General features: G+C 66.3%; 9 protein-coding genes. 2 read left to right on the top strand and 7 right to left on the bottom strand.

Annotated elements, in window-relative coordinates:
• Position 1: 1 nt before the first annotated feature.
• Entirely contained in the window at positions 2–706 is a 705-nt protein-coding gene (locus tag B4C31_RS00415; protein ID WP_291530876.1) for a hypothetical protein, read from the top strand.
• 37 nt (positions 707–743) lie between these two features.
• The gene (locus B4C31_RS00410) at positions 744–2,333 is read left to right on the top strand and encodes a protein kinase domain-containing protein (protein ID WP_291530875.1); all 1,590 of its coding nucleotides are present in this window, start codon (positions 744–746) and stop codon (positions 2,331–2,333) included.
• 3 nt (positions 2,334–2,336) lie between these two features.
• On the opposite strand, the gene B4C31_RS00405 is transcribed toward B4C31_RS00410, so the two are convergent.
• The 7 genes from B4C31_RS00405 to B4C31_RS00375 all read right to left on the bottom strand — a co-directional run bounded on the left by B4C31_RS00405 (position 2,337) and on the right by B4C31_RS00375 (position 12,868).
• Complete coding sequence (locus tag B4C31_RS00405; RefSeq protein WP_278711568.1) at positions 2,337–3,008, bottom strand: HAD family hydrolase; 672 nt, start codon at positions 3,006–3,008, stop codon at positions 2,337–2,339.
• Between the two features lie 77 nt (positions 3,009–3,085).
• A complete protein-coding gene (locus B4C31_RS00400; RefSeq protein WP_033507034.1) occupies positions 3,086–3,658 on the bottom strand; it encodes a heat shock protein transcriptional repressor HspR in 573 nt (190 codons plus the stop codon).
• Positions 3,659–3,674: 16 nt separating this feature from the next.
• A complete protein-coding gene (locus B4C31_RS00395; protein WP_291530874.1) occupies positions 3,675–4,682 on the bottom strand; it encodes a DnaJ C-terminal domain-containing protein in 1,008 nt (335 codons plus the stop codon).
• Between the two features lie 157 nt (positions 4,683–4,839).
• A complete protein-coding gene (gene grpE / locus B4C31_RS00390; RefSeq protein WP_291530873.1) occupies positions 4,840–5,550 on the bottom strand; it encodes a nucleotide exchange factor GrpE in 711 nt (236 codons plus the stop codon).
• 15 nt (positions 5,551–5,565) lie between these two features.
• Positions 5,566–7,431 carry a molecular chaperone DnaK gene (gene dnaK, locus B4C31_RS00385; RefSeq protein WP_291530872.1) on the bottom strand — a complete coding sequence of 622 codons (1,866 nt, stop codon included), beginning with the start codon at positions 7,429–7,431 and terminating at the stop codon, positions 5,566–5,568.
• 384 nt (positions 7,432–7,815) lie between these two features.
• The gene (phoA, locus tag B4C31_RS00380) at positions 7,816–9,873 is read right to left on the bottom strand and encodes an alkaline phosphatase (protein WP_291530871.1); all 2,058 of its coding nucleotides are present in this window, start codon (positions 9,871–9,873) and stop codon (positions 7,816–7,818) included.
• A gap of 499 nt (positions 9,874–10,372) precedes the next feature.
• Positions 10,373–12,868, bottom strand: coding sequence for a glycoside hydrolase family 31 protein (locus B4C31_RS00375; RefSeq protein ID WP_291530870.1), 2,496 nt, complete (start codon positions 12,866–12,868; stop codon positions 10,373–10,375).
• Between the last annotated feature and the right edge of the window lie 143 nt (positions 12,869–13,011).

Below are 13,011 nucleotides of genomic sequence, written 5' to 3'. Positions count from 1 at the left end.
CATGTCCGCCGATATCGCAATCGCCGTGCTGATCGTCGATGGTGTCGCCGTACTGCAGGATGCCACCGTCGGCCGGCTCTGCAGCGGGGCACCGGACACGGCTTTGGTCGTGGCGGTGGCCGTACGCGACGGCGGCGGCGACCTGTTGTGTCCGGTGTCGCCGTTGGCGTCCAACGCCAACCGTCCCATCCGCAGCCTGTGGCCGAATGGACCCTGCACCGGCGATCCGTCCGCGCTGCTACGGCAGGAGATCTGGTATGCCCGGGCCCTGCTCGGCAACGCCGATGCCGGCGTCACCGTCTACCAGCATGCCGACCTCACGCTGTTTCCCGAGGTGCGGGCGGTATTCGACGAGACGCCTCGCCTGACCGTGCAGTCGTCGCCGACGGTATCGGACGCTGCCACGGATCCGTATCTCTTCATCGATGACGACGATACCGATGCGGAAGCATCCCTCCCACCACAGCCGAAGGCCGACACGCGAGCCGACGGTCCCGGTGCCGCCCCCGATGCCGATCCGTCGCCACGGCGCGGACACCGGATGCTGTTCGCCCTCACCGTATTGGGCGCGCTGGCACTGGCTTGCTGGCTGATACCGTTGCCGTTCGACGTCGACGACGACGTCGTCACGGTCGAAACACTCGCCGGACAGGCCGCGGATTGGTTCTCCGATCTGGTCGGCCGCATCGGCGAACTGGTGTCCTGATCCCATCCCGCATCCTCCCCAAGAAAGCGAGCGCATCATGTCATCCCCCTCCCTGCAACACCCCGACCACGTTCCCGCCGCGGAGTCACCGACCATCGCCATCCATGCGGGGCAACGGGCTCCTGTCCGATCCGCGGCGCCGCATGATGACCCGACCGAGCTGCTGCCGATGGCATCGGACGGCGGTACACGCGTCATCCAACCCCGGCAGGTGGTCAGCGAACCGCAGACCGTCCTCGTCCGGCCCCGTTCCGAAGCGCAGCCGATCCGTCGGCCGCGGGAACGTGTGGCGCAGTCAACGCCTCAGGTCTCTCAGGTTTCTCAAGTTCCTCAGGTTCCGCCATCGTCTGAATGCCACGGGCAACCGGACGGCACCGAGCCCGCGCCACCGATCGCCGACGCGCCCCGTGTCGGCAGCGTGCTCGACGGGCGGTGGCGGCTGACCCGTCTGCTCGGGCAGGGCGGCATGGGACAGGTATGGCTGGGTGCGGACCTGCGGCTGCCCACACGCACGGCAGCCGTGAAGACGATGCACACCCGCTTTGTCGAGGATCCCTCGTTCCGTGAGCGTTTCGCCCGCGAACAGACCATCATGGCCACGGTGGACGACTGTCCGCACATTCCCGCGTTGCTTGATGCCAGCGCGGAGGACGCCCCGACCCCCTACTACGCCATGCAGGTCATCCGCGGTGCCACGCTACGCCAGATCACGCAGCTCGGCCATGGTAAGCCGGTGCTCTCCACGCACGACACCTGCACGGTGATGGTCGAACTGCTCGAAGGGTTGTGCGGCATCCACCGCCATGGCATCATCCACCGTGATCTGAAGCCGGGCAATCTCATCATCACGCCCGACGGTCGGCTGATCATCACCGACTTCGGCATCGCCAAACCGACCGACCCGGAGGCGGATCAGGTCACCCGATTCGGGCAGGCTGTGGGCAGTAACGACTACGCCTCCCCCGAACAGCGCCGCGGCGAACCGGTCGACGAGCGCAGTGACGTGTACTCCGCGGGCATCATCTGGCGCGAGATGCTGGTCGGCGGATTGCAACAACTCAAGTCACAGCCCAAACCGCAGGTCGCCCCACAGGCTGCGCCGCAACCCAAACAGCGGTCGAGCCAACCGGGGCACACGTCTTCGCCCAGCGGCCAGCCGGTGCCCTCATGGATCAGGACCTTGTGCTCGGCGGCCTTGCGTCCTGATCCCGATCAGCGCCCATCCGCCGCGGAGTTGCTGGAACGGTTGCGTGCGGGGCTGCTGCACCACCCCACGCCGACGGAGAGTCCGGCGGCATTCCCTCCGCCGGACGGCGCAACGGTCTCCGACCCCGCGGCCGTCGATTCACCATGCACCGACGACGACATCGACACCATGCGGCTGCTTGGCAACCTGTATTTCCGCGGCAGCCACTGTCTGGCGCGGAACCTGGCCACCGCGGGACGGTGGTATGCGCGGGCGGCTGCGGAGGGTGATCTCAAGGCGTTGTACAACCTTGGTGGCGTGAATCAGGCTGCCGGGCACCGCGCCGAGGCGCAGGCCTGCTTCCGAGCTGTGGCGGATGCCCCCTCCGTAATCCCGTCCCTACGCGATCTGGCCCGGTCCCGACTCACCGCCCAGCGGTGACGGCTACGCGGCGAGCCGCTTGCGCACGATGGCGTCCAGCGAGGCGGCGTCGATGCCGTCGTAGGAGTCGATGGACAGGAACTGGCCCAGGCCGGAGGTATCGGTGCGGATCCAACCGGTCTGCGCGATCACGGTGGCACCCGACGCCACACCCGAACGCAGGCCGGAGGACGAATCCTCGAACACCACGCAATGCGGCATATCATCGGCGCTCAGTCCCAGCCGGCTAGCGGCCTCCAGGTATGGCGCGGGATCGGGCTTGTGCGCCACGGGGTCGTCGCCGCACACGTACCCGGCGAACAGCCCCTCCGACTGGCGCATGACGTTCTCCACAATCGGCCGGGGCGAGGTGGATACCAGCATCGACGGCACGCCAGCATCCTTCAGCGCATGCAGCACGTCCAGCACGCCGTCGATCCACGGCAGACCCTTCAATTCGGATTCGTAGACGTACCGTTTAAGCTGCACGTCAATCTGTTCGACGGACAGCGTGCATCCCTTGGCGATCATGCGTCGGGCCACGTCGGGAACGGGCGTGCCGGAGCCAGCCCAGCCGTCATCCTCATTCCATTCGCCGCCGTTGGCGTGGGCGATTTCGATCTCACCCTGATGCCACAGCGGCTCCGAATCGATCAGGGTGCCATCCAGATCCCAGAATACGGCCTTCAGCTCCATCATTGCCCTCCGGTGTTCGACTGCTACAGCCATCTCACCAAAGGTCCGGGACGATTGCCGGTCGGCCACCCCTCCGCTTACGCCATGCGCCAGACGACCACAGCCTGGGACCCGCTGCCGTCGTCCGTCCCACCGTCGTCATACCGTTCGCGACGCGCGGGCAGCGCCCGGGGGTCGACGTGAATCTGCCGACGCCACCGACGGGCACTGCCACTGCGTTCGATTTCCACGATGCCGCCGTCCGCGTCCGCGGCGAACACGCTGGAGCCGGAGGGTTTGCGCAGGCGGGCCACCTGCCGGCGCAGCTCGCGGTTCTCCTCCTCCAACTCGAGGATGCGGGTGATGCCGGCCAGGTTGATGCCCTCATCCTGGCTGAGCTGCTGCGCATGCGCCAGACGCGAGACGTCGCGCAGGGAGTAGCGACGGGCGCCGCCATCGGTCCGCTGCGGCACCACGAGTCCGAGACGGTCATACTGGCGGAGGGTCTGCGGGTGAATGTGGGCCAGTTCGGCGGCGCGGCCGACCGTGAACACGGGCAGCTCGACGTCGAACCCCACTTCGCTGGCACCGTCGAGGTGCGCGCGTCCGGAGACCAGCGCCACGGCGCACATCTCATACAGCTGCCGCACCTGCTGCGCCACCCGTGCCATACGCCCTCCTAGTTACTTACCGTTGCGAGGCGAGTTCGTCCGCAAAACCGCCGGACTCCTTGTCGAATTCCTTGGCCGCACGCTTGAGCCCCATGCCGGGCTTGGCGGGAACGCGAATCTCCACGCGGCCGATCAGGTCGCCGGCACCGCGCGAGGACTGCACGCCCTTGCCCGCCACGCGAATCTCCGCGCCGCTCGACGACCCGGCCGGCACCTTGAAGGTCACCGATTCGCCGTCGATATCCCGCGCTTCGACCTTGGCGCCGCACACGGCCTCGCCCACGGTCAGCGGCAGGGGCATGACCAAGTCATGGCCGCGCATCGTGAAACGGTCGTCGGGCTTGACGCTCAGCTCCAGGTACAGGTCGCCGGCCTTGCCACCGTTGCGGCCCGGCTTGCCCTTTCCGGCCAGACGAATCTTTTGACCGTCCTTGACCCCGGCGGGGATGTGCGTCTTGAACTTCTTGCCGTCCACGCTCAGGGACACCGTGGCGCCCTTGACCGCCTGACGGAACGTCAGCGTGACCTTCGAGTTGCGGTCCTCGCCGTTCTCGGGGCGGGGCGCCTCCTGGTACCCACCGTACGGCGACCCGCCATAGGTGCCGCCGGCAGGTCCGGCACCGCCGCCGAACATCGAGAAGATGTCGTTGATGTTCGTCGGTCCGCCGCCGTTGGTCTGGAAGCGGATGTGCGAGCCGTTACCGCCGCCGAACATCGAACCGAAGATGTCGGAGAAGCCGCCGGCGTCGAACCCGCCGCCCCCGGCACCGCCGGCGAAGCGAGCCCCGCCCATGCCGAACTGTCGGATGGCGTCGTATTTCTGGCGGCTGTCCTTGTTGCTCAGCACGTCATAGGCCTCGGAGATGTCCTTGAACTTCTCCTCGGCTTCCTTGGTCTTGTTCAGGTCCGGATGGTATTGGCGAGCGAGCTTGCGGTAGGCCTTGGTGATCTCCTGGTCGCTGGCGTCCTTGGAGACACCGAGGACCTTGTAGAAATCCTTGGAGAGCCATTCATTCTCAGCCATTCTCGCTGCCTCCTTTCGTTGCGTAAATCATGGGTTTGTACAGACGCCGGGTGCCCCGCGAATGGGAGGGGCGCCCGGCTACACGTAGCGTAAATCAGTAGGGGCGGTAGGGCCGGCCGCGCGGGTCGTCCGACCCGGCGGACGCCCTACCGATCACTCAGGCCTGCGGCGAGGCCACAACCACGCGGGCGGCGCGGATCACACGGTCGCCGATGCGGTAGCCCGCCTCGACCACGGTATCCACGACCTCCTTCTCGGCGGTCGGGTCCGGCTTGTGCAGGATCGCGTCGTGCTTGGTCGGGTCGAAGTCCTCGCCCTTCTCACCGAACTTCTCCACGCCGAACTTCTCGAAGGCCTTGTCGATCTTGGCGGAGACGGCCTTGAAGGAGTCGTCCATCTCGCTGTGCTCGCGGATGCGGTCGATGTCGTCGAGCGCGGGCAGCAGCGCGGTGAGCACGTCGATGATGCCGTGCTGGCGGAAACGCTCCTGTTCCTTGGCCGCGCGGTTGCGGTAGTTGATGAACTCCGCACGCTCGCGCTGCAGCGCCTCAAGGTATTCGGCGGCCTCCTGCTTGGCCTTGCCCAGCGGGGTCAGCGTGTCCTCGGCGGACTCGGACTGCGACTGGTCACCGGAGTCGGTACCGGCGGCCGCATCCTGCGCGGTCTGCGCGTCGCCGTCGGCCGGGGCCGATTCCCCGGCATCGGAGCCGTTCCCGGCGTCGCCTGCACCCGGCACAGCCTGGTCGTCGGCCGGGGTCGTGCCGTCAGCGGGGGCCGACCCGGCCGAGGCCGACGCCGCGGTCTTGTCCGCGAAGTCGTCGGCGTCCGGCAGGTCGTTGAGGTAATCGTCCTTATTGAACTCAGCCATGATTACCGGCCCTTATTACTTGTTGTCCTTGTCGTCGTCCACGACCTCGGCATCCACCACGTCGTCGTCGTCACCGTTGTTGGCGGCACCCGACGCGCCCGCGGCACCGGCGGCGTCCGCAGCACCCTGCTGGGCGTACAGCGCCTGGCCGATCTTCTGGGCGGCGGTCATCAGCTCGGTCTGCTTGGTCTTGATGGCCTCGATGTCCTCACCCTTCAGGGCTTCCTTGAGCTCGTTGACCTTGTCGGTGACCTCCTTGGCCACGTCGTCGGAGAGCTTGTCCTTGTTGTCATTGACGAGCTTCTCGGTCTGATAGGCGAAGGACTCGGCCTGGTTGCGGGTCTCGGCGTCCTCACGGCGCTTCTTGTCCTCGGCCTCGTGGGCTTCGGCCTCCTTGACCATGCGGTCGATCTCGTCCTTCGGCAGGCCCGAGCCGCCGGTGATCGTCATCGACTGCTCCTTGCCGGTGCCCTTGTCCTTGGCGGACACGTGCACGATGCCGTTGGCGTCGATGTCGAAGGTCACCTCGATCTGCGGGATGCCGCGCGGCGCCGGCGCGATGCCGGTCAGCTCGAAGGTGCCCAGCGGCTTGTTGTCACGCGCGAACTCACGTTCGCCCTGGTAGACCTGGATGAGCACGGACGGCTGGTTGTCCTCGGCGGTGGAGAACACCTCGGAACGCTTGGTCGGGATGGCGGTGTTGCGGTCGATGAGCTTGGTCATGATGCCGCCCTTGGTCTCGATGCCGAGGCTCAGCGGGGTCACGTCGATCAGCAGGACGTCCTTGCGGTCGCCCTTGATGACACCGGACTGCACGGCGGCGCCGACGGCCACGACCTCGTCCGGGTTCACGGACTGGTTCGCTTCCTTGCCGCCGGTCAGCTCCTTGACCAGGTCCTTGACGGCCGGCATACGAGTCGAACCGCCGACCAGCACCACATGGTCGATGCCGCTCACGCCGATGCCGGCGTCGGCCAGCACATTGTTGAACGGGGTGCGGCAGCGGCCCAGCAGGTCGGAGGTCATCTCCTCGAAGTGGGCACGGGTCAGGGTCTCGTCCAGATGCACCGGGGTGCCGTCCGGGGTCATGGCCAGGTACTGCATGGAGATGGTGGTGGAGGTCGAGCTCGACAGCTCCTTCTTGGCCTGCTCGGCGGCTTCCTTCAGGCGCTGCAGCGCGATCTTGTCCTTGGCCAGATCCACGCCGTACTTGTTCTTGACCTCGGTGACCAGCCAGTCGATGATCTTCTGATCCCAGTCGTCGCCGCCCAGGCGGTTGTCGCCGTTGGTGGCCTTGACCTGGATGGTGGAGAAGCCGTCCTCATCCTTGCCGATCTCCAGCAGGGACACGTCGAAGGTGCCGCCGCCCAGATCGAAGACCAGGATGCGCTCGTCCTCCTTGCCCTTCTCCAGACCGTAGGCCAGGGCGGCCGCGGTCGGCTCGTTGATGATGCGCAGCACGTTCAGGCCGGCGATGGTGCCGGCGTCCTTGGTGGCCTGGCGCTGGGCGTCGTTGAAGTACGCCGGGCAGGTGATGACCGCGTCGGTCACCGGCTCGCCCAGGTAGGCCTCGGCGTCGCGCTTAAGCTTCATCAGGATCTGCGCGGAGATCTCCTGCGGGGTCCACTTCTTGCCGTCGATCTCAACTGTCCAGTCGGTGCCCATGTGGCGCTTGACCGAGCTGATGGTGCGGTCCACGTTGGTCACGGCCTGGCGCTTGGCCACCTCGCCGACGAGGATCTCGCCGGACTTGCTGAACGCCACGACCGACGGCGTGGTGCGCGAGCCTTCGGCGTTCACGATGACGGTGGGTTCACCGCCTTCCAGCGTGGCGATGCAGGAATTGGTGGTTCCCAGATCGATGCCTACTGCACGTCCCATAATGTTCGCTCCTTTATTCGTTGTCAGTTACGTCCTACGCCCAGGTTCTGGGTGCTTCCAAAACTTGAGCCTACACCACTCAACTTTACGGCGCAAGTGTTTATTCCCGGATTGGGGAGGAATTTTCTGGCACGGCGGCAAAGACCGCCGTCCGCCTCACCGGCTCCGGCATCCGCACGGGCGAGCGCTTCACCGCGCCACCGGACCAGGCGAGGGCCGTCCTGCATGGCGTTCGCGCGGACACGACGGTCCGGCGCGTGCCGCTGCCGGCCAAGCGCGCGAAAAGCCCTGCGGCATCAATCCGCAGGGCTTATCCTCTGTTCAGGCGGACGGTCGCGTAACGGCCGTCATATCCTTATACGGCCGCGCATCCGCGCCGCGGACTCAGTGACGACGGCCCTTGACCGTCTTCAGCGCGAGCGCGGTGGAGACCAGCGCGGCGATCAGCACGACCACCGCAGCGATCGCGGAACCGGTCTTGCCGAGCACCCCGGCCACGCCGGTCTGCTGGCCGGCGGCGGAGGTGTTGTCGCCGGGGTTCTCGACGGTCTCGCCGGGCACGACCTGGGAGTCGTCGCCGGCTGCGGCCGCCGGGGCCTGGAAGTCCTTGGCCACGACCTTGCCGGACTGGCGGCCGGTGATGGTCACGCGGTAGGTCTTGCCTTCGGTGAGCTTGCCGGTCAGGTCGATGCTCATGGTCTGGTCGGTGCGGACGCGCACGCCGGAGACCGGGTCGGTCGCCTCGCCGGAGGTGGCGATCACGGCGTCGTTGTTCGTCGGGTCGGTGACCGTGTAGGTGACGGACGCATCGCCGTCGAAGCCGGAGAACTCGACGCGCTGGCCGTTCTCGTCGACAACGAGGTTCGCGTCGGCGCCGTCGGACAGGGCCTTCATCTGGTCGGTGGTCTCGGCCAGGTCGAGGGCGTTGGCGATGGTGAAGAAGTTGTCGGTCTGGTCGGTCAGACCGTTGACGCGCTGCGCGCCCGGGCCGGAGGCGGCGATGCGCAGCTGGGTGCCGGTGTGCGACATCGAGCTTTCCACCTCGTCGAACTTCGGGTCGTCATCGTTCGCGTACATCTGGTCGGGCGAGGTGCCGTAGGACACGGTGATCTTGGCGCCGTCGACCGGGGACTTCAGCACAGTGCTCAGCGCGTAGTTCGGCTGCTCCTCCACGATCTGGCTGGTGTGCGCGTGGTCGGCGGTCACGATGATCAGCGTCTCGTTCAGGTCGACCTTGGCGAGCGCGGCGGAGATGGCCTTGTCGAGGTCGTCGGTCTCGCCGATCTGGCCGCAGGCGTTGGCGTTGTGGTCCTGCTTGTCGATCGAGGCGCCCTCGACCTGCAGGAAGAAGCCGTTCTTCTGGCCGTTCGGGTTGGCCTCAAGCAGGTCGATGGCCTTGGCCGTCATATCCGCCAGCGAGGCGGAATTGCCGTTGGCGTTCTTATTGCCGAGCCAGCCGGGGTTGGTCTTGCACTGAATCGGGTCCTTATCCTTGGCCGGGTCCTTCTTGGTGGCCACGGACGGGGCGAACTGGGTCTGCAGGTTGCCGCCCGCCATCAGGGCGAGGACCGGCTTGCCGGTGTACTCCAGCGCGTTGAGCGCGTCCACGTCCTTCTCCACGGTCTCGTAGCCCATCGCCTTGGCCTGATCCCACACGGTCATGCCGGCGTACTCGCCGCCCTGCACGGTCTGGTGCAGGTACTTGGCGCCGCCGCCGATGGTCACGTCGGCGCGGGTGTCGAGCATCTGCTCGGAGATCGAGCCGATGCCGCCGTTCTCCTTGAGCTGGGCGACCTCGCACTGGTCGGCGGCGTTGTTGCTGGAGCCGTCGGTCTTGCCCTGCGGGCCGTAGCAGGAGCGCAGCGTCGAGTGCGACATCTGGGCGGCCGGGGTGGCGTCCTGGATCTCGGAGGTGGTCACGTTGCCGGTGGCCTTGCCGGCGGCCTTGGCGAGCTCGGTCAGGTTGAGCTGCGGGTTGCCGTAGACGTCCACGTCGAGCGCGTTGTTGTAGGTCTTGGTGCCGGTGGCCCAGGCGGAGCCGGAGGCCGCGGAGTCGGTCACCGGGGTGACGGTCGGGTTGCCCTTGTCCTGGATGCCGTTGCCGAGCGAGAACGTGGTGTACTGGCCGGTGCCGACGGTGGTGTCGCCGTACGAGGACGGCTGGCCGATCTTGTCAAGGCCGTCGAATGAGCCGTTCGCGCCGTGCAGGTAGTCGCGGGCGACGGTGATCTCAGAATCGCCCATGCCGTCGCCGATGAACAGGATGACGTTCTTGGCGTTCTGGTTGCCGTACATGCCGGCGATGCGCTGCGCGGCGCCGTGGCCGGCCAGTTCGGCGGCGGACTTGCCGTCGGCCGCATAGGCCATGCCGCTGACGCCAGCGAGCATGGCGGTGGCGACGAGCGCCGCCACGGTTCCCTTCAACACGTGATGCTTGTTCACTTCATGCCTCTTTTCGTTGGCTTCACGACGAGGCCGGCCGCGTTCCCCACGGGTTACGACCGCCCTCGGGATTCCGGTCATGTCAGGCTTCCCGACCCTTCCGGCTTCTCCACCACGCACGGTAGGACGCCAAACCGTCGCCCAGCTGACGGAATCGCCACGCAACGGTGAACAATTGCAATGGGCAACGAACTCTCCATGAACCGCAAGCGACTACGTATCCGGGCCTCGGTGTTACATGCGGGATTGCGGTCCTCGTCGACCGAAAGTTGGCAAAGTGGCAAATCCACCACCAAAACTGGTTGGAACAATGGCAGCGTAACGCTAGACGGCGTGTTGTCGCAGCCATGCGACAACACGGACGTTTGGAGCTAACGGTCAAAGAACTCGTTGTGAAGCGTGGAGCAGCTTCGCACTACCTCCAACTTTATAACAGGACCGGCGGAATTCCGCCGGTCCTGAATGTGAAACCCGAGGTAGTGCGAACCGCCTCCGGGAATCAACCCCTCAGCAGCACCTCCTCAAGCGCGCCGATCACGCTTTCGGGCATGTGCGACTGGAAGAAGTCACGCTCATTGCACTGCTCGCGCTCCAGCGTGCGCAGTCCCGGAATCGCGGCCACACCGTAGCGGCTGATCTGCGCCATGGCATGCTCCTTGGTGGTGTACAGCATCTGCGCGTCAAACAGGATGCGTTCGCAGTCCGCCTCGGTCGGGGATTTGGCCAGGGCAAGCCCCTGCGGGAACAGCACCTGGATCCGCGACGAGGAGGGCACGTCGTATAGCTTCACGCTCAGACTCAGCGTCTCCGCATCGTAATCCACCACCGTGGTGCCGACCAGGTCCTTGTCCCAGGCTTCGCCGCCGACGATCACCTGCATGGCCGAGCGGGCCACGCCGCGGAAGATCAGGGTCCAGTCGCGCCGTTCCGGCACCACCGACGTGTTGCCGGTCGGCGCTTCGATGACGAACTGCGGGGAGCGCCCATCATCCCACTGCCAGGTCATGGCGGTCACGGCCGTGGCGGATTCCTGCGCCGCAGCAGCGTCGGCGCACACCTCGCGGAACTCGCCGGAGTCCTCGCGCATGGCGAACGAGCCGTCCGCACCGGGGAAGATCACCACATCCAACGCACGCGGGTTCACGGTCATATCCGAAAGCGGATCGGACTGCATCGGCACGATGCCGCCGGCCTTGGCGAACACCGGAATCCGGTCGATTGTGCGCCACACCGCCAGGCGGCGGCCCGCCGGATCGGCGGCTACATAGCGGCGGCCGTCGAAGAAATCGAACCAGTCGCCCTGCGGCAGCCAAGCATCGGCCTTACCGCGCATCGAGGCCTTGTCCATCGGATCGACCACCGGCGCCACCACCAGCTCGGTGCCGAACCGGAACTCGTCGGGCACCTCGTAGGACTCGCCCAGATTCGGGTTGGCCCAGTACATCGGTTCGACGATCGGATCGCCGTCCACGGCGGCGCGCCAGTTCATCGTGTACAGATACGGCATCAGCGCTTGGCGCAGCCGCAGCACGTCGACCATCGCGGAGCGCACCGGCTCATGGAAGTTCCACGGCTCCTTGCCGGAGAACGGCGAGCAGGTGGAGTGCAGGCGGTTGATCGGGCTGAACACGCCGAGCTGGTACCATCGGGCCTCCAGCTCCTCGTCGCGGTAGCCGAACATGTGGCCGCCGATGTCATGGCTCCACCAGCCGTAGCCGATGTTCGAGGCGGTGGCGGTGAAGTACGGTTGGAACTTCAGTGACTTCCAGGTCACGACCGTGTCGCCGGAGAAGCCGACCGGGTAGCGCTGCGAGCCGGGTCCGGCGAAGCGCGAGAACGTCAACGGCCAACGGCCGTCGCGGCCGGAGTCCAGATAGTGCAGGTGGTTGAGCACCCACAGCGGGTCGAGGCCGGGCTGGCGGGTCACGCCGCCCTGCTGCCAGTCGAGCCACCAGAAGTCGACGCCTTCGGTCTCCAGGTCGTGGTGCATGTCGAAGTAGGCGCGCACGAACCTCGGGTTGGTCAGGTCGAACTCGACCGGCTCCTGTGCCTCCGCGTCGACGCCCACGGTCGCCGCGGCCTTGGCGTACGGCTCCTCGAAGGCGCGGATGCCGTCGCGCGGGTGCACGTTCAGCGTGGTCTTCAGGCCGCGGTCGTGCAGCCCCTCGAGGAACGCCCTGTGGTCGGGGAACAGCTTGCGGTTCCACGTGTAGCCGGTCCAGCCGGAGCCGAAGCGCGGGTCGACGTCGTCGACCAGATGCCAGTCCATGTCGATCACCGAGGTGGTGAACGGGATGCCCTCGGCCTTGAACCGGTCCATCAGATCGAGGTATTCGTCCTGCGAGTAGCGGTAGTAGCGGCTCCACCAGTTGCCGAGTGCGAAGCGCGGCAGCAGCGGCGCGGGCCCGGACAGCTTCTGGAAGTCGTGAACGGCCTCGCGGTAGCGGCGGCCGTAGCCGAAGAAGTAGATGTCGGTTTCGCGATGGTCGCGCGGGGCGACGCCGATGCCGCCGTACGCCACGACGCCGTCGGGCAGGTTGCCGTCCGCGTCGGCGGTGACGAACACGTTCGACGCGGAATCATCCAGCACGGCCCAGCCATCGCGGGAGATCACGCCTTGTCCGAGCGGAATCGCGCCGTCGGCCTCATCGAGCGTGCGTGCGGTGCCGCCGAGATTGCCTTTGGGATCGTCGCCGTAATGCCAGGTGTTGAACTGCGAGTCCGGCACGCCCTTGACGACGATCGTCAGCCCCTCCTTGCTGAACGGCTTGCGGTCGTAGGTCAGACGCAACGCCGGCGTTTCGACGACGAGCATCCCGTCGCGTTCGCCGGTGGTGTAATCCACGGCACCAGACGGCAGGAAGGCGCGGTCGACGGCCATCAGCGTGGCTCGGTCCTCGAACTCGCCGCTGTCGGACCATTCCAAACGGATCAGGGATTCGGTGATCAGTCCGATGCGCCAGTGCTCACCTTGCAGCGTGGTGGTCGGACTCATTGCGGGATGCATGCCCCGCAGGAAGCGGCCAAAACCCTGAAAGTCTTGAAAAGACATGTGCTTCCAACTCCTTTGTTTCATTGTGCTTCAATGGATGATTACGCTTGCACGCAAGTATAGTGCAAACGTTCGCAAAACACGCC

Source organism: Bifidobacterium sp. UBA4282 (genome assembly GCF_002394995.1).
Taxonomy (GTDB): Bacteria; Actinomycetota; Actinomycetes; order Actinomycetales; family Bifidobacteriaceae; genus Bifidobacterium; species Bifidobacterium pullorum_B.
Note: the sequence above shows the minus strand (reverse complement) of the source record. Positions and strands in the feature narration are given on the sequence as shown.